Annotated in this window: 24 protein-coding genes; 11 read left to right on the top strand and 13 right to left on the bottom strand. The window is 60.0% G+C overall.

Annotation, left to right across the window (positions count from 1 at the left end):
• Positions 1-247 precede the first annotated feature (247 nt).
• The 6 genes from ACI5GA_RS17110 to ACI5GA_RS17085 form a co-directional block, all read right to left on the bottom strand.
• Positions 248-1,495: a heme biosynthesis protein HemY gene (locus ACI5GA_RS17110; RefSeq protein WP_421423512.1), complete on the bottom strand. Its 1,248-nt coding sequence runs from the start codon at positions 1,493-1,495 to the stop codon at positions 248-250.
• The gene (locus ACI5GA_RS17105; RefSeq protein WP_404635387.1) at positions 1,492-2,634 is read right to left on the bottom strand and encodes a uroporphyrinogen-III C-methyltransferase; all 1,143 of its coding nucleotides are present in this window, start codon (positions 2,632-2,634) and stop codon (positions 1,492-1,494) included. The genes ACI5GA_RS17110 and ACI5GA_RS17105 overlap by 4 nt, the downstream gene beginning before the upstream one ends.
• A 51-nt stretch (positions 2,635-2,685) precedes the next feature.
• Complete coding sequence (locus ACI5GA_RS17100; RefSeq protein ID WP_421423511.1) at positions 2,686-3,462, bottom strand: uroporphyrinogen-III synthase; 777 nt, start codon at positions 3,460-3,462, stop codon at positions 2,686-2,688.
• On the bottom strand, positions 3,459-4,400 hold the full coding sequence (gene hemC / locus ACI5GA_RS17095; RefSeq protein ID WP_421423510.1) for a hydroxymethylbilane synthase: 942 nt from the start codon (positions 4,398-4,400) through the stop codon (positions 3,459-3,461). The genes ACI5GA_RS17100 and hemC overlap by 4 nt, the downstream gene beginning before the upstream one ends.
• 293 nt (positions 4,401-4,693) lie before the next feature.
• Entirely contained in the window at positions 4,694-5,440 is a 747-nt protein-coding gene (locus ACI5GA_RS17090; protein WP_404635392.1) for a LytR/AlgR family response regulator transcription factor, read from the bottom strand.
• Positions 5,437-6,519, bottom strand: coding sequence for a sensor histidine kinase (locus ACI5GA_RS17085; RefSeq protein WP_404635702.1), 1,083 nt, complete (start codon positions 6,517-6,519; stop codon positions 5,437-5,439). The genes ACI5GA_RS17090 and ACI5GA_RS17085 overlap by 4 nt, the downstream gene beginning before the upstream one ends.
• Before the next feature lie 140 nt (positions 6,520-6,659).
• Between ACI5GA_RS17085 and argH the strand changes: the two genes are divergently transcribed.
• On the top strand, positions 6,660-8,054 hold the full coding sequence (gene argH, locus ACI5GA_RS17080) for an argininosuccinate lyase (protein ID WP_421423508.1): 1,395 nt from the start codon (positions 6,660-6,662) through the stop codon (positions 8,052-8,054).
• 109 nt (positions 8,055-8,163) lie between these two features.
• Here the strand turns inward: argH and ACI5GA_RS17075 are convergent, their stop codons facing one another.
• Positions 8,164-8,829: a glutathione S-transferase family protein gene (locus ACI5GA_RS17075; protein ID WP_404635395.1), complete on the bottom strand. Its 666-nt coding sequence runs from the start codon at positions 8,827-8,829 to the stop codon at positions 8,164-8,166.
• A gap of 181 nt (positions 8,830-9,010) precedes the next feature.
• On the opposite strand from ACI5GA_RS17075, the gene ACI5GA_RS17070 reads away from it, so the two are divergent.
• The 3 genes from ACI5GA_RS17070 (at position 9,011) to ACI5GA_RS17060 (ending at position 12,957) form a co-directional block, all read left to right on the top strand.
• Complete coding sequence (locus ACI5GA_RS17070) at positions 9,011-9,304, top strand: hypothetical protein (RefSeq protein WP_404635397.1); 294 nt, start codon at positions 9,011-9,013, stop codon at positions 9,302-9,304.
• A gap of 362 nt (positions 9,305-9,666) precedes the next feature.
• The gene (locus tag ACI5GA_RS17065) at positions 9,667-9,915 is read left to right on the top strand and encodes a TIGR02647 family protein (RefSeq protein WP_421423506.1); all 249 of its coding nucleotides are present in this window, start codon (positions 9,667-9,669) and stop codon (positions 9,913-9,915) included.
• A 192-nt stretch (positions 9,916-10,107) separates the two neighbouring features.
• The gene (locus tag ACI5GA_RS17060) at positions 10,108-12,957 is read left to right on the top strand and encodes a class I adenylate cyclase (protein ID WP_421423505.1); all 2,850 of its coding nucleotides are present in this window, start codon (positions 10,108-10,110) and stop codon (positions 12,955-12,957) included.
• 132 nt (positions 12,958-13,089) lie between these two features.
• Here the strand turns inward: ACI5GA_RS17060 and ACI5GA_RS17055 are convergent, their stop codons facing one another.
• Both ACI5GA_RS17055 and cyaY read right to left on the bottom strand, forming a co-directional pair.
• On the bottom strand, positions 13,090-13,311 hold the full coding sequence (locus ACI5GA_RS17055) for a DUF1289 domain-containing protein (RefSeq protein WP_404635403.1): 222 nt from the start codon (positions 13,309-13,311) through the stop codon (positions 13,090-13,092).
• 2 nt (positions 13,312-13,313) lie between these two features.
• Complete coding sequence (gene cyaY / locus ACI5GA_RS17050; RefSeq protein WP_404635405.1) at positions 13,314-13,655, bottom strand: iron donor protein CyaY; 342 nt, start codon at positions 13,653-13,655, stop codon at positions 13,314-13,316.
• Between the two features lie 238 nt (positions 13,656-13,893).
• Between cyaY and lptM the strand changes: the two genes are divergently transcribed.
• From lptM to ACI5GA_RS17020, 6 genes are read left to right on the top strand one after another with little or no spacing between them, the layout of a single operon-like run.
• Complete coding sequence (gene lptM / locus ACI5GA_RS17045) at positions 13,894-14,052, top strand: LPS translocon maturation chaperone LptM (RefSeq protein WP_404635407.1); 159 nt, start codon at positions 13,894-13,896, stop codon at positions 14,050-14,052.
• A 9-nt stretch (positions 14,053-14,061) separates the two neighbouring features.
• On the top strand, positions 14,062-15,309 hold the full coding sequence (gene lysA / locus ACI5GA_RS17040; RefSeq protein WP_421423504.1) for a diaminopimelate decarboxylase: 1,248 nt from the start codon (positions 14,062-14,064) through the stop codon (positions 15,307-15,309).
• Positions 15,310-15,313: 4 nt separating this feature from the next.
• Positions 15,314-16,144, top strand: coding sequence for a diaminopimelate epimerase (dapF, locus tag ACI5GA_RS17035; protein ID WP_404635409.1), 831 nt, complete (start codon positions 15,314-15,316; stop codon positions 16,142-16,144).
• A gap of 13 nt (positions 16,145-16,157) precedes the next feature.
• Positions 16,158-16,895, top strand: a complete 738-nt coding sequence (locus ACI5GA_RS17030; protein ID WP_421423503.1) for a DUF484 family protein — start codon at positions 16,158-16,160, stop codon at positions 16,893-16,895.
• Positions 16,896-16,897: 2 nt separating this feature from the next.
• Complete coding sequence (xerC, locus tag ACI5GA_RS17025; protein ID WP_404635411.1) at positions 16,898-17,794, top strand: tyrosine recombinase XerC; 897 nt, start codon at positions 16,898-16,900, stop codon at positions 17,792-17,794.
• Complete coding sequence (locus ACI5GA_RS17020) at positions 17,791-18,486, top strand: HAD family hydrolase (RefSeq protein WP_404635412.1); 696 nt, start codon at positions 17,791-17,793, stop codon at positions 18,484-18,486. The genes xerC and ACI5GA_RS17020 overlap by 4 nt, the downstream gene beginning before the upstream one ends.
• 160 nt (positions 18,487-18,646) lie before the next feature.
• Here the strand turns inward: ACI5GA_RS17020 and sutA are convergent, their stop codons facing one another.
• The 4 genes from sutA to glnK form a co-directional block, all read right to left on the bottom strand.
• Positions 18,647-18,979, bottom strand: coding sequence for a transcriptional regulator SutA (gene sutA / locus ACI5GA_RS17015; RefSeq protein ID WP_404635414.1), 333 nt, complete (start codon positions 18,977-18,979; stop codon positions 18,647-18,649).
• A 93-nt stretch (positions 18,980-19,072) separates the two neighbouring features.
• Positions 19,073-19,504, bottom strand: a complete 432-nt coding sequence (locus ACI5GA_RS17010) for a secondary thiamine-phosphate synthase enzyme YjbQ (RefSeq protein ID WP_421423502.1) — start codon at positions 19,502-19,504, stop codon at positions 19,073-19,075.
• Between the two features lie 251 nt (positions 19,505-19,755).
• Positions 19,756-21,102, bottom strand: coding sequence for an ammonium transporter (locus tag ACI5GA_RS17005; protein ID WP_404635418.1), 1,347 nt, complete (start codon positions 21,100-21,102; stop codon positions 19,756-19,758).
• Positions 21,103-21,136: 34 nt separating this feature from the next.
• Positions 21,137-21,475 (bottom strand): P-II family nitrogen regulator, encoded by a 339-nt coding sequence (gene glnK / locus ACI5GA_RS17000; protein ID WP_002555808.1) that lies wholly within the window; start codon positions 21,473-21,475, stop codon positions 21,137-21,139.
• A 419-nt stretch (positions 21,476-21,894) separates the two neighbouring features.
• Between glnK and ACI5GA_RS16995 the strand changes: the two genes are divergently transcribed.
• Entirely contained in the window at positions 21,895-22,158 is a 264-nt protein-coding gene (locus tag ACI5GA_RS16995; RefSeq protein WP_421423499.1) for an accessory factor UbiK family protein, read from the top strand.
• Positions 22,159-22,179 lie beyond the last annotated feature (21 nt).

Raw genomic sequence — 22,179 nt, 5'->3', positions numbered from 1 at the left:
AAAATCCGTAACAAAAGACGAGGGCGATAACGGTAGAGGAAAGCGAGACTCGCTTTCAAGGCGACCGAAGGAGGATGTTTCCGAGTGTGATTACGGATCTATCAACTACGCATACGGGAATTTACTCTCATCTCTCGACAAGCAAGAAAATAGCCTTCGAAGCATTAGGAAAAGCCCTACAGGAATTGGCGAAACGATCACAAAAAAGGCCCTCATTCCGGGCCTTTTGTGCATATGAATACCGGCGCTAAACGCGGGCCAGCGCCGGGAGCGGGCGAGCGAGTAAACGCTCATCCAGCAGGCCCAACCCCTCCTGAAACAATTGGTTGCTACGGTCCGTCTCACCCAATTGACCCAGCAGACGCGCAAGCTCGGCGCACGCTTCAGGATTGCGCTGGAGGTTCAAGCTTGCCTCCAGATAATCGCGAGCCTTGCCCCACAAGCTGCTTTGCAGACTCAAGCGACCTAGCGTCAACAGCAGGCCCGGGTCATCGGAATGCTGCTTGAGCCAACTTTCAGCCGTTTGCAGCTGCTTGGCCGGATCACTGCCACGTACCAGCCCGTACAAGCGTGCCAGATGGCTGCTGTATTCACGCTTTTGGGCGTTGCGCAGCACTTCCTCTGCCTGCACATCGGCACCGTGGCGGCGCAACTGCTCCGCATACGCCAGAATCAACGCAGGCTCCTGACGCTGCGCAGACGTCAGCTGCTGCCAGGCCTTCTCCAGCGCGGGCAGCCCTGCAGCGCCCGATTCGCTCTCCGAATCCCGATAAGCCGCCAACGAGAGGTTTTCGCCCCAGGCACGTTTTTCCAGCTCGGCCAGTTCTTGCGCAGGCAGAACTTTATCCTTGCGCAGTTCCGGCATCAGACGAATCAGATCGGACCACTCACCGCGCTGCCGATACAGTCGCTGCAACTGGCGCAAGACCTGTGGATTGTGCGGATGGCGATCATGCATCGCCTGCAACGTCGTCAACGCGCCGTCGCTGTCACCACGATCAAGCTGCAGTTGCGCGTGATTGAGCGCAATGGCCAGCTCAGCCTGAGGCTGACGTTCAAGTGCACGTTCCAGCAAATTGTCGCTGTCTTCGTAACGACCTTGCTCGTTCGCAGCACGTGCGGCACCGAGGTAATAGAGCAATGGCTGACGCTCAGCTTCGGCTGCGCGATGCAGGTGCTTTTGCGCGCTGGCCCAGCGACCTTCAGCAAGGTCCAGCTGGCCCTGCTCGATGGCCACCTGCACGCGACGACTGCGGTTGCGGCGCGACCATGGGTTGACCACGCCCCCCGAGGTCGTCAGCAGCCGGATCAGCCCTCGCAACAGCCAGACCACCAAACCAATGACCACCAGCAAGGCCAATGCCGCCCACAGGCTGGACTCATAACGGAAGGTGTCATACGCGATCAGGACGTAGCCTGCGTGACGGGAAATGGCCAGTCCCACACAGGCCGCCACGACGATCAGGATGAAGACGATCACATACGCCCGCTTCATGGTTTGCTCCCAGGCTTCGCCCCTTCAGCCGGTTGCTCCAGCGCGCCGCCTACGGGTGTGTGACGCTGCTCAAGGTAAGCCTGCACCGCGCTGAGGCTCTGGGCCAGGTCAGGCGTCAGAACCGAAACCGGCTGCTTGGCCAGTTCGTCCAGACGTTCGCCAATGACTTTGCTCTGCGGGTTGTCCTGATTGAAATTGGCATTCAGCACGCTACGCGCCTCAGCCACAGCTGTGCCGTAGACCTGTTGCTCGCCATTGAGCGCAGCCCACTGGGCCTGTTCCAGCGCAAGGCTCAATGCCAGGCGAACCTGAGTCAGACTTTGTCCCGCCAGCAACGGGCGAATGTTCTTGTCGGCGTGGAAGTCGATGCGGATGTACCGGGAAATCTTGTCCCACCACGTCGCCCAGTAGCTGTCTTCGGAACCGTCGGTGAGACCAAACAGTGACTCGCCTTTGTCCTTGTATTCCGGGGCAAGGGAATTCAACTGAATGGCTTGATCACGCAGTGCAGCCAGTTGCAGGAACAGGCCCGTGCGGTCCGGCTGATCGACGCTGCGCAACGCAGCCATGCTTTTGGCCAGTTGCTCGCGAGCGGCGTAGGCGCCAGGGTCGTTCTGTTCGCGCAGAATTTCGTCAGCCCCCTGAACCAGCGCCTGAGCGCTGTTAATGTCCTGCAACGCGGACAAACGCAGGCTCGCCAGACGCAACAAATGCTCGGCCTCGGCCAGACGCCAGTCCTTGCGGCTGGCACCGAGTACGGTCTCCACACGCTGGCTCAGTCGTTGCTGATCGCCCTGCAACTGAGTCACGAGCCGACGACGGTCCTCCAGCTCCTCGGCAGGTGGCAAGGTGGCCAGACGGGCTGCCAGTTGCTGCTCGCCCTGCTTGAGGGCCTGAGTTTGTGCGCCGATGTCCTGCAGCTGTCCGGCCTGCTGCTGATGACCGGTCTGAATGGCCCGCAGTTGCCACACACTCCAGCCACCGACGGCGACGCCCGCAGCCCCGAGCAGCAAGGCCAGTACGGCCAGACCCGTTCCGGAGCGGCGATTGGAAGGTTCTTTTTGCGCGGGTTCCGGCAACGGCTCAGGTTTGGCCAATACCGGTTCTGCGTCATCTTTTGGCAAGACTGTTTCGCTCACGTATCCATCCTTTGCATTTGGGCGTGATCGCGTAATCCGACGGGTCGATCATTACGCCTGAGAGGCAGGTGCAGGATAGTCCCGCAGCGCTGCCAGCAAGGCCGCAGCGCTGGCGCCACGGCAGTCCACTACGGTCTGAGCCCCGGCCTCACGTGCCAGTTCAGCGACCCGAGGGCTCGGTACGAATAACGGCATCCGCGACAACTCAGGCCAGCTATCGCCCGCCAGCTCTCGCAGATGTTGAAAACCTTGTCCACTGCTGACCACCAGCCCGTTCAAGCGTTCCGCCTGCACGGTATCGGGCAAGGCAAATGCCGGGTATTGCGGGAGCTTGCGGCGGTACAGCGGCAGATAATCGACACTAACACCCCGTTCGCGCAAGCGCTCGGCCAACCATTCGCGCCCGTCTTCGCCCCGCATGATCAGGACCTTGGGGTTGTAAACCGAAGAAAGCGTGGTGTGAAGTTGGGGCATATCGAGCAGCGCTTCGCTGTCGTCGCCGTGCTCGGGGAAGAAGACGCGCAAGTTGTAGTCATCGAGAATCTGCGCAGTGGCAGCACCGACCGTGAACCAGTGCTGCATGGGCGGCTGCGGCCAGATTTCATCGACCCTCTCCAGCCCCAACCGGGCTGCCGGTTTGCTGACGACGATCACGGCACAGTATGTCGCGAGGTTGTAAATGATCGCGCGGGTTTCTTCCGAGACCGGCAGCGGCTCGATGTCCAGAAGCGGCAGGCTGGCGCTGAATATGCCTTCTTGCGCCAGCGTCTCGGCGAGCGCCTGCGACTCTTCAGCCGGGCGCGTGATCAGCAGACGCCATCCATTCACGCCTCGTCCGCCTCGCCATAGACCGCCTTGAGAATCGTCGCAGCGCCCTGCCCCAACAGCGCCTCGGCCACTTGCACACCCAGTGCCTGTGCATCGGCCTGAGGCGCACGAGCTTCGGCACGCAGCAGCAGGCTTCCGGCAGGATCACCAACCAGACCGCGCAGCCAGAGCTGATCGTTCTCCAGCACTGCGTAGCAAGCAATCGGGACCTGACAGCCGCCGTTCAAGTGCTTGTTCAAGGCTCGCTCGGCCGTTACGCGCACAGCCGTTTCGGCGTGATGCAAAGGCGCCAACAAAGCGTGCAGCTCCACATCGACGCTGCGGCACTCGATGCCGACCGCGCCCTGGCCACCTGCCGGGAGGCTGTCTTCGATGCTGATCGCCGAGGTGATGCGGTCTTCGAAGCCCAGACGAATCAAACCGGCCGCCGCGAGGATGATGGCATCGTATTCACCGGCATCCAGCTTGGCCAGGCGCGTGTTGACGTTACCGCGCAGGAAATGGATTTTCAGGTCGGGACGATAGGCCAGCAACTGAGCCTGACGGCGCAGGCTGGACGTGCCGACGATGCTACCCGCAGGCAGATCATCGAGGCTGGCGAAGGTGTTCGAGACGAAGGCATCACGCGGGTCTTCACGCTCGCAAATGCAGAACAGGCCCAGGCCTTGCGGAAAGTCCATCGGCACGTCTTTCATCGAGTGCACGGCGATATCCGCTTCGTTCTCCAGCAGCGCGGTTTCCAGCTCTTTGACGAACAGGCCCTTGCCGCCGATTTTCGACAGCGGCGAGTCGAGCAGCTTGTCGCCGCGACTGACCATCGGCACCAGCGTCACGATGAGGCCCGGATGCGCCTGCTCCAGACGAGCCTTGACGTATTCGGCCTGCCAGAGTGCCAGAGCACTTTTGCGGGTAGCGATGCGGATTTCGCGAGAAGACATGGATCGATCCGTACTGAGTGAATGCGGCGAATGATAACAGCTCGGCCCAATCGGGCCGATGACTGTCTGCGACGCCTCATGATCTCAAATCGTCCGGGCAATGCCATGCGGTGGTGTGTCGCTTCCAATCGCTGTATCAGGTGGTGCACCGAATGTCTGCGGTTGGACGCAGCATCTGTGGGAACCGGCTTGCTGGCGAAAGCGGTGGGTCAGTTGCAATTAACCTGACTGATCGTTCGCGTTCGCCAGCAAGCCGGCTCCCACAAAGCCAGGCGCAATCCAAGAGTCCTTGGCTACAACTGCTGCATCATCTTGCGCACACCTGCCACGTGCCTGCGGCTAACGATCAGTGCGTCGCCATTCAAGCCTTTCAGGAACAACTGAAAATGCCCCAGCGGCGTGCGCTGCAAGCGTTCGATACGATCGCGAGCTACCAGCGCGTTGCGGTGGATACGCACGAAGCGGTCACCGAATTCGTCTTCCAACGCCTTCAATGGTTCATCGAGCAACACCTCGCCATCTTCGTGGCGCAGCGTCACGTATTTGTGGTCGGCAATGAAATAGATCACATGATCCAGTGGAATCAGCTCGATGCCCTTGCGGGTGCGGGCGCTGATGTGGGTACGTGGGCCATTGCCGCTTTCGGCCGCAGGACGCGTCATGGCTGCCAGTTGCACGCGATTGGGTCGCTCGGCCTTCTTCAGTGCTTCCAGCAGATTTTCCGGACGCACCGGTTTGACCAGGTAACCCACGGCGCTGACCTGGAAAGCCTCCAGCGCGAACTCGTCATGGGCAGTGCAGAACACCACCGCAGGCGGGGTGTCGCGTTCACATAATTTGGCTGCCACTTGCAGCCCGTCCAGACCCGGCATGCGGATGTCGAGCAACACCACATCGGGTTTCAGACTATCGATCAGCGTCAAGGCTTCTTCGCCATTGGTGGCGCTGGGTTCAAGGACCCGATAACCCTCGAGGTCGCCGACCAGACGGCTCAGGCGATCACGGGCTAGGGGTTCGTCATCAACGATCAGGACATTCATATTGCACTGGCTTCCTGCGTGAGTCTCGCACAAGGATAGCGTAGACAGGTGAAGTGACGACCGTCACGGCGTTCCACGCTCAGACTCGCGAGAGGGCCAAAAAGTGCCGTGATGCGGGCGCCGATATTTGCCAAGGCCTGCTGAGTGCCGCTTGAAGTCTGCCGCCGGGCGACTTCGTCGTAGGGATTACTGACACGCAATATGAATACTCCCCGTTCGTAGTCCGCCTCGACTCTGACCACGCCGCCTTCAACGCGGGGCGCGATACCGTAGATCAACGCGTTCTCAAGTAATGGCTGCAAGGTTAGCTGGGGAATCGGCAAGTCGTCGGGAATTGCACTGACGTCCCAGTCCAACTGTAGACGCTCGCCGAGCCGATATTGCTCAATCGACAGATATCGTTTGGCCAATTCCAACTCTTCGCGCCATGTGGTCAGGCTGCCGGGCTTGCCCAGGCTGGCGCGAAACAGGTCCGACAAATCCAGCACCGCCTGCTCGGCCTTGACCGGGTCGCTGGTCACAAGGCTCGCGATGCTGTTGAGGGTATTGAACAGAAAGTGCGGCCGGATGCGTGCCTGCAATGACTCGATCCGCGCTCGCAATTCTGCCTGTTGCTGTTTGCGCCACTGACTCTGCAGATAAAAGTAGCGCAACATCAGCGCCGACATGATGAGAGCAATCAACGAATAGCGAACATAGCGTTCAACCACCCCGTCGAGCGAAGTCGCTCCCGTCAGTTGGCAGTAATCCGTGACCGCCGTACACATCAGCGTCACCGCCACTACCAACAAACAACCCGCCGCGCCTGCAATGCCCGGCCTCAGCCGTGCCAGCCAGGGGCGCAGGCCGCACAGCAGACCCGCCGACAGCAGCACGATCCATTGCACGAAGAGCGAAATCAGCGCCAGCCGCACCCAGTCGAATTCGGGGTACATCGGTTCGACCAGCACCAGAACCAGCACCAACAGTTCCGCGAGCACGACCAAGACCAGCAGCGCCTGAGGCAGACACAGTTCCGGGAGGAAGAATTCTTTGCCGGGCGAGGCGCTCTGGCTCGGCGGGTTGCGCTCTTTTTGCATACGATCAGTCTCTGCGCTCATCCCCGCGCGGGCAAGCTGTCCGGCATAAAAAACCGGCAATCCTGTTATCATCGCCCGCGCCTTTTAAAATCGGCCACATCTCCATTCGTACAGTCAACAGCAGAGCAGCGAGCGAATCCATGAGCACCGACAAGACCAACCAGTCCTGGGGCGGCCGCTTCAGTGAACCCGTCGACGCCTTCGTCGCACGCTTCACCGCATCCGTCACTTTCGACCAACGCCTTTACCGCCATGACATCATGGGTTCCATCGCCCATGCCACGATGCTGGCCAAAGTGGGCGTACTGACCGATGCCGAGCGTGACACCATCATCGACGGCCTGAAAACCATTCAGGGCGAGATCGAGGCAGGCTCGTTCGACTGGCGCGTGGACCTGGAAGACGTGCACATGAACATCGAAGCGCGTCTGACCGACCGCATCGGCATCACGGGCAAAAAACTGCACACCGGACGCAGCCGTAATGACCAGGTCGCGACCGACATTCGCCTGTGGCTGCGTGATGAAATCGACCTGATCCTCGCGGAGATCACACGCCTGCAAGAAGGCCTGCTGGGCCTGGCCGAGCGTGAAGCCGAGACCATCATGCCAGGCTTCACCCACCTTCAAACTGCACAGCCGGTGACCTTCGGGCACCACATGCTGGCGTGGTTCGAAATGCTCAGCCGCGACTACGAGCGCCTGGTCGACTGCCGCAAACGCACCAACCGCATGCCGCTGGGCAGCGCTGCGCTGGCGGGCACGACCTACCCGATCGACCGCGAACTGACCTGCCAGTTGCTGGGCTTCGAAGCCGTGGGCGGCAACTCGTTGGACAGCGTCTCCGACCGCGACTTCGCCATCGAATTCTGCTCGGCGGCCAGCGTGGCAATGATGCACCTGTCGCGCTTCTCCGAAGAGTTGGTCCTGTGGACCAGCGCACAATTTCAGTTCATCGATCTGCCGGACCGCTTCTGCACCGGCAGCTCGATCATGCCGCAAAAGAAAAACCCGGACGTGCCGGAGCTGGTGCGTGGCAAAAGCGGCCGCGTGTTCGGCGCCCTGATGGGCCTGTTGACCCTGATGAAAGGCCAGCCACTGGCCTACAACAAGGACAACCAGGAAGACAAAGAGCCGCTGTTCGACGCCGCCGACACCCTGCGCGATTCGCTGCGTGCGTTCGCCGACATGATCCCGGCGATCAAACCGAAGCACGCGATCATGCGTGAAGCGGCGCTGCGCGGTTTCTCTACTGCCACCGACCTGGCCGACTATCTGGTTCGCCGTGGCCTGCCATTCCGTGACTGCCACGAGATCGTCGGTCATGCCGTGAAGTACGGCGTTGAAACCGGTAAGGACCTGGCTGAAATGTCGCTGGAAGAGCTGCGCCAGTTCAGTGATCAGATCGAACAGGACGTGTTCGCCGTGCTGACGCTCGAAGGCTCGGTCAACGCTCGGAACCACATTGGCGGGACCGCCCCAGCTCAGGTCAAGGCGGCTGTCGGACGTGGCAAGCGGTTGCTCGCCAGCCGCTAAGCACGGACTGTAGGAGCGCGCTTGCCCGCGATAGGGTTGTGCCAGACAGCAATTTCGTCACAGGCATACCGCAATCGCGGGCAAGCGCGCTCCTACAAGGCGTTGCTCGCTAGACTGCGACCGGCTTCACCCTCGCCAGAAACACGGGAAAGTCGGCCTCCCGCTCTACGGCGACAACACGTGCACTATCGCGCTCGTTAAGCCGCTCCAGCAATGCCCTCGCCCCCTTCACCTCATCGAGCAGATTCAATCCGAACAATCGCTCGCCCACCTGCTGCGCCAGATCCACGGTGTACATGAAATAGATGTCGGCCAGCGTGAACGTCGACCCCGCCACATAAGGTGCAAAGTGCCCTCTGCGCGCCAGCGCCGCAAAACCCTTGATCAAATCCCTTCGGGCTTTTGCCTTGAGCGCCTCGGGTGTCGCGCGCCCGCCAAACAGCACCTCCACATAGCAGAGCCGCGCGGGCAACTCGATGTACAGTTCGATTTCCTTGACCAGCGTCCAGACTTGCGCTCGCCGAAACGGATCAGCAGGCAGTAATGAAATCTGGGGGTGCACATCCTCCAGATAGCGCAGAATGACGTCGGTTTCGCTGATGAAACCTGCTTCGGTTTCCAGAACAGGGATCTTGCCGCGAGCACTGACGGCCAGCGTTTCAGGATTCTGACAGCCGTGCATCGACACGACGTCAAACGGCAATTGCTTCTCCAGCAACGCCAGCTTGACCATGTTGAAGTAGTTACTCGAAGCGAATCCGTAGAGCTTGAACATTGACAGGCCTCCTTGGCCTCTTTGGGCGATCATTGCCGCTCGGCCCGGCACAAGGGCCTTACGCAGAGCGGCTATCACGCTAGCAGCTCGCCATTGCAGGGTCGTTGATGCGGGTCATGTGCATGCAGAATCACGCGCCCCTCAATTGAAGGTAAACTGCGACTTTCCCGAGGAGTCTGCCATGAGCGACCAGATCGACAATGACGATGAAGCATTTGCTGAATCGACCTTGATTCAAGCCATCGAAAACCAGATCGAAAGCGACAACCCGCCTGCCGCAAAGGCCACGTTCAACAAACTGACTCTGGTCGGTTACGAGCGTGACGACATCCTCAATATGATGGCTCACGTGCTGGCGGTGGAAATCGACGGCATCCTTGAAGAAGATCGCCCGTTCAACACCGAATGGTACGAAAAGGCCCTGCGCGCCTTGCCGGAGCTGCCGCCGGGTGTGGAGCTGGATGACGAGGAGTGACACTCTCCGCCACAGGCTTACTGGGCCTGCGGGAGATTCTATGGTGGGATGCAAACGCTCTGTGTCCGACTGACTGACGATGCTGACTGGTCTATGGTCTTCGCCAGCAAGCCGGCTCCCACAGTTCCAGCGTCGAGAACAAAAATGTGATTCCGGCGCTATCCTTGTGGGAGCCGCCTTGGTGGCGAAAGCGGTGCGTCAGTTAAAGTTGCTGTGTCTGACCTGACGACCGGCCAGATACTTCCTGCAAAAACTCCAGACGCTTACTACACTCCAGATGCCCCGCTGCCGCTTGATCTACGGGGCCGTCCTGTCTGCGATTCCATCGCCGTGTCATCCATTAGAAAAAGTCTGGAGCACCTATGTCGTTCACCCCTGAATTGGTTGCCGAACTGGAAATCCTGTCGCTTTACAACCTGCGCAACACTCAAGAGGGCCTGAAGGTCCACCACATTGCGGCCCCCGCCGCCGTTGCCGCGGCCCAACGACTTTTCGACAAAGGCCTGACGACTCAGGTCGACGGCGGCTACTTGACCAGCCTGGGACTGGATGCAGCCGAACACGCCCAATCGTTGCTGATCATTTTGTCCCCCCAACAGGAAGCGGCCTGAGGCCGTCGCGTCGCGAGACCTTTGTTCAACCCCCTTGAAATAAAGGTTTCGCGAACCCTTCATTTATAAGATGCTGCGCCGATAAAATTCTGGCGCCAGAAAAAAGACAAAGCCGCCTCACGACCGCTAAACCTTCTTGCCTGTCGCCTTGCTCGCCACCCCAGCAGTGCCGTCCGTCGGCTTTGAGTCGCGATGATTCGTAGTTTCGAGATCCGCCCCGATCTGGATGAGGGTATTGACCGCAAGGTCCTCAGCCAGTTGCGCAACCGTTTTCTCACCCTCAACGAAGGGCGGCTGAGTCGCGCCAATGAGGGGCTGTCCACGCGTCAGCAGTCGGTACTGGCGTTGCTGCCACTGTTTTTTCACGTCAACCATCCTCTGCTGCCAGGTTATGTATCAGGCGCTACACCAGCCGGGGTTTCCCACTACGAACCCGACGCTCAGGCCCTGGCCGAAGCTCAGCGGCTGACCCGGTCTTTCTCCTACAAACCCCGTCGCGGCAATCCGCCTCAGCCCATTCATGGCATTTTTCTGATGGGCAGCCTGGGCACGTTGGCTCAGGCCGATAACAGCGACATGGACGTGTGGATCTGCCACGACACCCACCTGTCGCCCGATGAGGTCAACGAATTACGCAAAAAGTGCCAGGCGCTGGAGGCTTGGGCGGCGACGATGGGCGCCGAAGCACATTTCTTCCTGATCGACCCCGAGCGTTTCGTGCTGGGCGAGCGCGATGCCCAACTCAGCGGCGAAGATTGCGGCACCACGCAGCACTATCTGCTGCTCGACGAGTTTTACCGCACGGCCATCTGGCTGGCTGGCCGTACACCCATCTGGTGGCTGGTGCCGGTCTACGAAGAGGCTCGCTACGCCGAGTACACCCACACGCTGCTGTCCAAGCGCTTCATCCGTGAAGACGAAGTGCTCGATCTGGGCAACATGTCCCACATCCCTCCGGGAGAGTTCATCGGGGCCGGGCTCTGGCAGTTGTTCAAGGGTATCGAATCGCCTTACAAGTCCGTGCTCAAACTGCTGCTGACGGAGGCATATGCCAGCGAGCATCCGCAAGTGCAGTGCCTGAGCATGCGCATGAAGAAAGAGATCTTCGCCAGCCGGGTGGACCTCGACGAACTCGACCCCTACATGATGGTGTACCGCCGCATTGAGGAGTATTTGCTGGCGCGGGGCGAGCCTGAGCGACTGGAGCTTGTGCGTCGCAGCCTGTACCTCAAAGTGAACAAGAAGTTGACGGGCTCACCTCGGCAACGGGCAACCCGTTGGCAGCGTCTGCTGTTGGAGCGGCTGGCCAAGGAGTGGAAGTGGGACGAGCGCCAGTTGGCGCTGCTCGACAGCCGCAGCCAATGGAAAGTGCGACAAGTCGCCAGTGAGCGCCGCGCACTGGTCAGTGAACTCAACTTCAGCTATCGCTTTTTGACCCAGTTCGCGCGCACGCAAAACACCGTCAACTCGATCAACAAGCGCGACCTCAACCTGCTGGGGCGTCGTCTCTATGCGGCCTTTGAGCGCAAGGCGGGCAAGGTCGAGTTCGTCAATCCGGGCATCGCCCCGGACCTGGCCGAAGACACGCTGACACTGGTGCAATCCCCCAATAAACGCGAACCCGGCAAATACCAGTGGGGCCTGTATAACGGCAACCTCGGCGTGCATGAGTGGGAATCCTTCGCGCCGATCAAACGTAGCCGCGAACTGCTGGAGTTGCTTGTCTGGTGCCATCGCAACAACGTGATCGACAGCAGCACGCGGCTGGCCCTGCATCCCGGCACCAGCGATCTCACCGAATTCGAACTGTTCAATCTGCAAGGCGCGCTGCAACAGACCATCCCGATGCCACTCGGGATGGTGTCTGACGAAGCGCTGCTACGTCCGAGTGTGCCCAGCGAGATCTTGCTGCTAGTGAACGTCGGCGTCGACCCGCTCAAGCACCACAAGGACCTGAACATCCTGATGACGACCGAGCGCACCGACTCCTTGAGTTATGCCGGGGTCCGGGAAAATCTGGTACTGACCTTCGACCAGATCACGCTCAATAGCTGGAACGAAGTGCTGGTCAATCGCTTCGATGGTCCGAATGCGCTGTTCGATTGCCTGACCGAACTGCTGAACAACCTGCCGCAAACGTCGCCCAAACCCATCATTCACGTGCGCTGCTTCTGCCACAACCGAGCGCCCGCAATTGCCCAGCGGGTCGAGGAGCTGGTGAATACGGCGCAATTGTTGCTGTCCCGACAGTTGAATCATCGCTATCTGATTCAGGTCCAGTATCGCTACCACGTTCTGGAAATGACGCCCGGCCAAGTGAGTCACGTCGTACTGGATAACCTGCCCGCGCTTTACGAGTATCTGGGCGAGGAACTACAGACCTACAGCCCGATTCATCTGGACCCGCAGGCGCTGGACGACAGCGATCTGTCGCTGATAATTCCCCATGGCCAGCCCGAATGCATTCAGGTGTTCTATCGGCTCAACGAGCCAAACGCCGATATTTACGTGCTCGACGAACACAACGCTCTTTGGCATCAGCGCCTGCCCTATCACGACGAGCCGAGTTTGCTGGTGCCACTGCAACGTTTCCTGCAATCGTTGATGTTCCGACGCGGCGCGTTGCTGCCGTTGGACAACCCGCTTGAACCCTCGACGCTGGAAACCCTGTATTACCGCATCACGCCAGACGGCGCCGGCCGCGCGAGGCGGATCGAGCAACGGCTCGGCCCAGTGATGTCGACCGACAAACCCTTCTATGACGTACAAGCCATTGTCGAAGAAGCATCGCCAGGGCAGGTCAACGTCACGCTGTACTGCGACGGGATGGAGTTTTCGGAGCTGGAGTTCGGCGAGCAACTGTTTAGCGTCGTTGCTCGTCAGATTCTCGACCAGCGTCGCGAACCGCAGCGCTATCGGTGCTACATCACGGATCTTGATCTGTCGGGCATTCTGGCGGATACGCGGGGCGAGACGATTCTGTTCCTGCGCTACAAGGCCGAGCTGGAGAAGTCGCTGAATGAGGCGATGGAGGAGGCTTGAGCCGTCATTGTGAACACCGACCTGTGGGAGCCGCCTTGGTGGCGAAAACGGTGGGTCATGTTCATTGATGGCGCCTGACACGCCGCATTCGCCACCAAGGCGGCTCCCACAAGGTCCCGGCGAACCGTAAAGTCAGCGTGGAGCCCGGCGTTGATCCGCCTGCCGCACGATCTCCCGCCGACGCTCATCCGTCGCAGCCCGCCACTCGCGGATGTCTTCGACATGGCGGAAACATCCTGTACAAACTTTCTGCTCATCGAGCCTGCACACACTGATGCACGGCGATGGCACCGCCGGGCTGACGTTGCTGTACAGCGGCTTCGGCGGTCTGACAGGGGCAGCGCTGGTGGTCACGATCAGTTGCCGTCAACCGCGTCGAAATCGACCTCAACGCCTGCCTGGGTGTTCGCCAGACGCGTCAGCATCTCGCCCAGCAGCTCTTCGGTCTTGTCGCACACCCAGCGCTTTTCCTCTTCGTCGTAATCGAAGTGGAAACCACCAGCGACCGCCGCCAGCCACAACTGACGCAGCGGCTCCTGACGGCTGAAAATGAACTGAGTGCCGTTTTCGAATTTCACGGTCAGCACACCGGCCGAACTCTCAAGGTCCAGATCCAGGTCGCTCTCGTCGAAGATATCCTCAAGTTTTTCTTGAGTAGCATCGACCAGGTCATGAAAGCGGGCTTCGGTCAAACTCATTGCGGGAACCTCGAAAGTGTCTGCGGATGGCGCAGCGACGCAAGATACGGTCGCTTGCGCCCAATTGCAAAGCTTACCCGCCCATTTGCAGATTGCCGCGCCAAAAAACGCCCGCCAATCCCTCGCCTCCCGGGCGCCCGCGTCAAAGCCCCGCCGGACGGGAGCCGTGGCGCATAGGCAATCTGTCGGGTGGTCGGTATACTCGGGCGCAATTAATGCTTATACAAAGGATTTCGCCATGAAGCGCCTGATTTCCTCCCTGGCCGCGCTCCTCGCTGTTGCGTGCCTGGTCTCTGCCTGCGGTCAGAAAGGTCCGCTGTACCTGCCGGACGGCGAAACGTCCAATGCCCCTGGCGCGGACAACTCTTCGCACTCGCACAAGCACTCGACCTACTAGGGACTGACCATGGACGCCTTCAACTACCGCGACGGTGAACTGTTCGCGGAAGGAGTGGCATTGTCTGCCATTGCCGAACGTTTCGGCACGCCGACCTATGTCTACTCCCGAGCCCACATCGAAGCACAATACCGCGCCTACGCCGACGCCTTGAACGGCATGCCGCATCTGGTCTGTTTCGCCGTCAAAGCCAACTCGAACCTGGGTGTACTCAATGTCCTAGCGCGTCTGGGCGCCGGTTTCGACATCGTTTCCCGTGGCGAGCTTGAGCGGGTGCTGGCCGCTGGCGGTCAGGCTGACAAGATCGTGTTCTCCGGTGTCGGCAAGACTCGCGACGACATGCGCCGTGCGCTTGAAGTCGGTGTCCATTGCTTCAACGTCGAATCCACCGACGAACTGGAGCGCCTGCAGGTCGTGGCCGCCGAAATGGGCGTTCGCGCCCCGGTTTCCCTGCGCGTGAACCCGGACGTCGATGCAGGCACGCACCCGTACATTTCCACCGGTTTGAAAGAGAACAAGTTCGGCATCGCCATCGCTGACGCCGAAGACGTCTATGTCCGCGCCTCGCAACTGCCAAACCTGGAAGTGGTCGGCGTCGATTGCCACATCGGTTCGCAACTGACCACGCTGTCGCCTTTCGTCGATGCGCTGGACCGCCTGCTGGATCTGGTCGATCGCCTGAGCGACTGCGGCATTCAACTGCGTCATCTGGACCTGGGCGGTGGTTTGGGCGTGCGTTATCGCGATGAAGAACCGCCACTGGCAGGCGATTACATCAAGGCCGTGCGCGAACGCATTGAAGGCCGCGATCTGGCATTGATGTTCGAACCGGGCCGTTTCATCGTCGCCAACGCAGGCGTGCTGCTGACCCGCGTCGAGTATCTCAAGCACACCGAGCACAAGGATTTCGCCATCGTCGACGCGGCGATGAACGACCTGATCCGTCCGGCGCTGTATCAGGCGTGGATGGACGTGAAAGCCGTTCAGCCTCGCGATGGCGCGGCGCGTACCTACGACATCGTTGGCCCGATCTGCGAAACCGGCGACTTCTTGGCCAAAGAGCGCGAGCTAGCGCTGGCCGAGGGCGATCTGCTGACCGTGCATTCGGCCGGTGCCTACGGCTTCGTCATGAGCTCGAACTACAACACGCGCGGCCGTACCGCTGAAGTGTTGGTCGACGGCGATCAGGCATTCGAAGTACGCCGTCGTGAAACCCTGACAGAGCTGTTCGCTGGCGAAAGCCTGTTGCCGGAGTAATCCCATGCTGCTGCGTTTTACCAAGATGCACGGCCTGGGCAATGACTTCATGGTGCTGGACCTCGTGAGCCAGCACGCGCACATTTTGCCCAAGCACGCCAAACAATGGGGCGATCGGCACACCGGTATCGGTTTCGATCAACTGCTACTGGTCGAAGCGCCGAACAACCCGGACGTGGACTTCCGCTACCGAATCTTCAACTCCGACGGCTCCGAGGTCGAGCAGTGCGGCAACGGCGCGCGCTGCTTTGCCCGCTTCGTGCTGGACAAGCGCCTGACGGCCAAGAAGCTGATCCGCGTCGAAACCAAAAGCGGCATCATCGAACTGGACATCCGCAGCGATGGGCAGATCAGCGTCGACATGGGCGCGCCGCGTCTGGCCCCGGCCGATATCCCCTTCGATGCGCCGCAACAGGCGACCAGCTACACGCTGGACGTCGACGGCGAAAGCGTCGAGCTGGCGGCAGTGTCGATGGGCAACCCTCACGCCGTCCTGCGGGTCTACGACATCAATAACGCCCCCGTTCACAGCCTCGGCCCGAAGATCGAGCATCATCCTCGCTTTCCGGCTCGGGTGAACGTGGGTTTTCTGCATGTCGTCGACCGTCAGCGCGCCCAACTGCGCGTTTGGGAGCGCGGCGCCGGGGAAACCCAGGCCTGCGGCACGGGCGCGTGTGCGGCGGCGGTTGCGGCCATCAGTCAAGGCTGGATGGATTCGCCACTGCTGATCGATCTGCCAGGCGGACGCCTGTCCATTGAGTGGGCGGGGCCTGGTCATCCGGTGTTGATGACCGGCCCGGCCGTCAGGGTCTATGAAGGCCAAGTTCGTCTATGAGTGAGAGCATGCAATGACCGACAAGCCTCAGACTTCAATCGACACGCCCGGCGAGACCTTCGCCGATCAGACAGTGCCTGCGCTTGAAGCCGAGGCTGTCGCGGCCTGGCTGCACAAACACCCGGACTTCTTTGCCGAGCACGATGAACTGCTCGCCGCGATGCGCATTCCTCATCAGCGCGGCGACACCGTTTCTCTGGTCGAGCGCCAGTTGAAGTTGCTGCGCGAGCGCAACATCGAGATGCGTCACCGCCTCTCTCAATTGATGGATGTGGCGCGTGACAACGACCGACTTTTCGAGAAAACCCGTCGCCTGATCCTTGCGCTGATGGACGCCACCAGCCTTGAAGAAATCGTCATGGCGGTGGAAGACAGTCTGCGTCAGGACTTTCAGGTGCCGTTCGTGAGCCTGATCCTGTTCAGCGACAACCCGATGACCGTCGGCCGCTGGGTCAGCAGCGCAGAAGCACAGAAAACCATCGGCAGCCTGCTGTCCGGCGGTAAGACCGTGTGTGGCGCTCTGCGCGAGCACGAACTGGAGTTTCTGTTCGGTGCCGATCAAAGCAAAGAGGTCGGTTCCACCGCCATCGTCGCGCTGAATCATCTGGGCCTGCATGGCGTGCTCGCCATCGGCAGCCGCGACCCGCAGCACTACAAAAGCTCGGTGGGCACGCTGTTCCTGACCTACATCGCCGACGTGCTGAGCCGCCTGCTGCCGCGCTTCACCAACGCCTTGCGCTCGGTGCGCTAGCCATGGAACGGCAACTGGACGCTTACTGCACACACCTGCGCAGCGAGCGCCAAGTGTCGAGCCACACGCTGGAGGCTTATCGTCGGGATTTGAGTCGCGTGATGGGCTTTTGTGACAAACAGCGCATCACCGACTGGAAAGCGCTGGACCCGGCCGCCATGCGCACCCTTGTCGCTCAACTCCACCATCAAGGCCAGTCCTCTCGCAGCATCGCGAGACTGCTGTCTGCCGTGCGCGGTTTCTACCAGTATCTCAATCGCGAAGGGATCTGTGAGCACGATCCTGCCAATGGCCTGTCGCCGCCGAAAGGTGAGCGCCGGCTGCCGAAAACGCTGGATGCAGACCGCGCGCTGCAATTGCTGGAAGGGGGCGTTGAGGACGAGTTTCTCGCGCGCCGCGATCACGCGATTCTCGAACTGTTTTATTCGTCGGGCTTGCGGTTATCAGAGCTGACCGGGCTTAACTGTGAGCAACTTGACCTCGCAGACGGTCTGGTTCAAGTGCTCGGCAAGGGCAATAAGACTCGCGTGCTTCCGGTCGGCCGAAAAGCCCGTGAAGCGCTGGCGGCGTGGTTAAAACAACGCGCACTGGCCAACCCTCAGGATGATGCGGTGTTTGTCAGCCAACAAGGCCGACGTTTGGGGCCGCGCGCGATCCAGGTTCGGGTCAAGGTCGCTGGCGAACGCGAACTGGGCCAGAACCTGCACCCGCACATGCTGCGGCACTCGTTCGCCAGCCATCTGCTCGAATCATCCCAGGACTTGCGTGGCGTGCAAGAACTGCTTGGCCACGCCGACATCACCACGACTCAGATTTACACCCACCTGGATTTCCAGCACCTGTCGAACGTGTACGACAGCGCTCATCCTCGGGCCAAACGCAAGGATTCTTCTGAATGAGCATCAAGCTGATCACCTTCGACCTGGACGACACCCTGTGGGAAACCGCACCCGCTATCGTCAGCGCAGAGGCTATGTTGCGCGACTGGCTGGGTGCCAATGCGCCAAAACTGGGCCCGGTGCCGGTGGAGCACTTGTGGGAAATCCGCGCGCGCCTGGTCGAGGCCGATCCCAGTTTCAAGCACCGGATCAGTGCACTGCGGCGCCGGGTACTGTTTCACGCGCTGGAAGATGCAGGCTACAGCCACAGCGAAGCGCAGGATCTGGCGGAACAAAGTTTCGAAGTGTTCCTGAGGGGGCGCCATCAGCTGGATATCTTCCCGGAAGTGGTGCCAACGCTGGAAATCCTCACCAAGTCTTACACCTTGGGCGTCGTGACCAACGGCAACGCAGATGTCCGCCGCTTGGGTCTGGCAGACTATTTCGCCTTTGCGCTGTGTGCGGAGGATCTGGGCATCGGCAAGCCCGATCCTGCGCCTTTCCTCGAAGCCCTGAAGCGCGGCAAGGCCCAAGCCGCTCATGCCGTTCACGTGGGTGATCATCCGGGCGACGACATTGCAGGCGCCCAGCAGGCGGGCTTGCGGGCGATCTGGTACAACCCGAGCGGCAAGGCGTGGGAGGCGGACATATTGCCGGATGCCGAGATCAATAGTCTGACGCAGTTGCCTGAGGTGTTGGCGCGGTGGGGGTGAGGGCGTTTGGCTTTAGATCGCTACATTGATGCCTTTCAGGCCTATTCGCCAGCACGGCATCAGAGTAAGAATTCCAAGCCAAAACCCAAAATTAAAAAACCAAAGCCAAAAAAAAAGCCCGCAGCGACAGCGGGCTTTTTTCAGCAGGGATCAGACGCCTTCAGATAGGGCGGCTACCGTACTTGTTGTCAGGCTTCTTTGGCGGATCGGCGACCACATTGGCCTCCACTTCCTGGATCTTGCCACCACGGGCCAGGAACTCTTCCATCGCACGAGCCAGAGCATCACGCTCTTTGTTCTTGGCTTCAACGCTGGGCAGTTCATCGACCGAGACCGCAGCCTTGGCTTTACCTTTGGCGGGAGTCGCCGGGGCATCGGAACTGTCGTCTATTTCCGCGCCGTCGTCTTCAGGAGCAGCCGCAAGCTCCTCACCCTCGTCCTCACCTTCCAGATCGTCGTCAAGACTTTCGTTATCGATGTCGTCGTCGCTCATGTTCTACCTCATGACTTGCGAAAGCAGATTAGTTATAGCCCAGCTGCGCTTAATTTCTAAGACAGCCGGAAAAAATTCAACTACCGCCGACAATCAGCGGTCGTGCCCCTCTCCCTGAAGGGTTGCGAGGACTTTACGCGCACCGCCTGAATCGCGATGCTCTCCTAAATAGACACCTTGCCAGGTTCCCATCGCCAACCGTCCGCCCGTGACCGGAATGAGCAGCTGACAGCCCAGCAAGCTGGCTTTGAAGTGCGCTGGCAGGTCGTCCGGGCCTTCATCATCGTGTTCATAATCGCTGCGTCCTTGTGGGATCAGGCGATTGAAGAAACGTTCGAAGTCACGTCGCACTGCCGGGTCGGCATTCTCGTTAATGGTCAACGACGCCGAGGTATGCTGCAGCCACAAATGCAACAGGCCGACTCGGCAATCACGCAGTCCGGGAAGCCCTGCGACGATCTCGTCGGTCACCAGATGAAATCCGCGGGGCCTTGCCCGCAGGGTGATTCTGGTCTGTTGCCACATACAGTTCTCCGCCCTTCGGCGCGCATTCTAACGCGCTAGAAAAAAAAGCAAAGCGGGTAATGAGTGACGTTTATTGTAAGCCTCGAACCTTCCCGCGCAGACCGCCTCAATCCTTGCCGAATCGGCTCGGACCTCGCATTGAACAGGATCTGGATTGCATCTTCACGTCACTGGCTGGTCGCTCTGCCTATCGACAAACGCCAGACAAAAAAATGCCCGGAAATCCGGGCATTTTTTCTCAACAGCCGTGATTACAAGTTGTAGCCACGCTCGTTGTGCTGCGCAAGGTCCAGGCCCACGGCTTCTTCTTCCTCGGTGACACGCAGCCCCATCACTGCGTCCAGCACCTTGAGGATGATGAAGGTTACGATCGCGGTGTAGATGATCGTGAAGCCAACGCCTTTGCACTGAATCCAGACTTGAGCTGCGATGTCAGTCACGGTGCCGAAGCCGCCCAGCGAAGGTGCAGCGAAGACGCCCGTCAGGATCGCGCCCAGGATACCGCCGATACCGTGTACGCCGAAGGCGTCCAGGGAGTCGTCGTAGCCCAGTTTGCGTTTCAGGCTGGTGGCGCAGAAGAAGCAGACCACGCCCGCCGCCAGACCGATGATCAGGCCGCCCATTGGGCCGACAGTACCGGCCGCAGGGGTGATGGCAACCAGACCGGCAACCACACCCGAGGCGATGCCCAGTGCGCTTGGTTTGCCGTGGGTCAGCCACTCGGCGAACATCCAGCCCAGTGCAGCGGCAGCGGTTGCGATCTGGGTGACCAGCATCGCCATACCGGCAGTGCCGTTGGCCGCAGCAGCGGAACCGGCGTTGAAGCCAAACCAGCCTACCCACAGCATCGCAGCGCCCACCAGGGTATAACCCAGGTTGTGCGGCGCCATTGGGGTGGTCGGGAAACCTTTACGCTTGCCCAGTACCAGGCACGCCACCAGGCCAGCCACACCGGCGTTGATGTGAACAACGGTGCCGCCTGCGAAGTCGAGAACGCCCCAATCCCACAGCAGACCACCCACACCACTCCAGACCATGTGCGCGATTGGCGCGTAGACCAGAGTGAACCAGATAGCCATGAAGATCAGCATCGCAGAGAACTTCATGCGTTCTGCGAAAGCGCCGACGATCAGAGCCGGGGTAATGATGGCGAAAGTCATCTGGAAGGTGACGAACACCGCTTCTGGGAACAGGGCGGTCGCACCGGTAATGCTGGAAGGCGTGATGCCTGCCAGGAACGCCTTCGACAGGCCGCCGACGAAGGAGTTGAAATTAACGACATTGGCTTCCATACCAGTGGTGTCGAACGCCATGCTGTAACCGTAGATGCACCACAGGATGCTGATCAGGCCAGTGATGGCGAAGCATTGCATCATCACCGACAGCACGTTCTTGGAACGCACCATGCCGCCGTAGAACAGCGCCAGGCCCGGCACGGTCATGAACAGCACCAGAGCGGTGGAAGTCAGCATCCAGGCGGTGTCGCCTGAGTTCAGTACCGGGGCTGCAGGGGCTACCACTTCGTCCGCCGCCATGGCCAGGCCAGGGATTACGAGGGACAACAGGGCTCCTAGCCCTGCGATTTGACGCAGAGTCATATTGTTTACTCCTGGGGCGTTGGGTGTTGGCGGCTTAGATTGCGTCGGTATCGGTTTCGCCGGTACGGATGCGAATAGCCTGTTCCAGATTGACCACGAAGATCTTCCCGTCACCGATCTTGCCGGTGTTGGCCGCTTTGGTTATCGCCTCGATAACGCGGTCCAGATCCTTGTCGTCAATCGCAACATCGATCTTCACCTTGGGAAGGAAGTCGACTACGTATTCCGCACCGCGATACAGCTCGGTGTGGCCTTTCTGACGTCCGAAGCCTTTGACTTCAGTTACCGTGATGCCCTGCACGCCGATTTCGGACAACGACTCGCGTACGTCGTCGAGCTTGAACGGCTTGATGATGGCAGTGACTAGCTTCATGAAACTTTCTCCCGAATTGGTGGACTTGCCCCAGGAAAACAAACCCGACTCAAGTCTAAGCGCAGTGTCTGGCTTTGTAACGCGTCGATGGCCCGAAACAGACCTGACCAACTCCAGAAAACCGCTTCTGACGAAACACTTCCCCGCTCCGCCTGCCGCACTGCATTCGTCACAGCGACTGCATCAGTGCATGGGTCATATGCCACTAAGCAGAAACCTTGCCATTTCGTGAAAACCCGCGAATTACGCCGCCTTGTGCCCGGTATCGAGGGGCCAGATCGCCATCATCCAATCCGCCCGCACAACAACAGTGCGCACGTGCACCGCCTCATGCGCGAAAACCGTGCAAACCAAGGTGCGTGAAATGACTATAGACGCTGCGTGATACACTGCCGCCCATCTGATTCGGGAAGACCCTCATGCTCGCACCCAAAGCTTTTCTGGACGCCCTGAGCGGCCACGCCTCCCGCCTGTTCAACGGCGAGACGCCACTGCCGCGCAATGAATTCGAAACCCAGTTCAAGGCCCTGCTGCAAAGTGGGTTCAGCAAACTGGACCTGGTCAGCCGCGAAGAATTCGACAGCCAGATGGTCGTCCTGGCGCGCACCCGTGCCCGCCTTGAGGCACTGGAGGCGAAGATGGCAGAGATGGAAGCGCAGTTGGCGGGACAACCGAAGGTATGAAACGCAGCATGCACCGGCATT

The sequence above is a fragment of the Pseudomonas sp. Pseu.R1 genome (assembly GCF_045764065.1).
Classification (GTDB): domain Bacteria; phylum Pseudomonadota; class Gammaproteobacteria; order Pseudomonadales; family Pseudomonadaceae; genus Aquipseudomonas.
The sequence above is the reverse complement of the archived record's forward strand: the minus strand, read 5'-3'. Positions and strand labels throughout refer to the sequence as shown.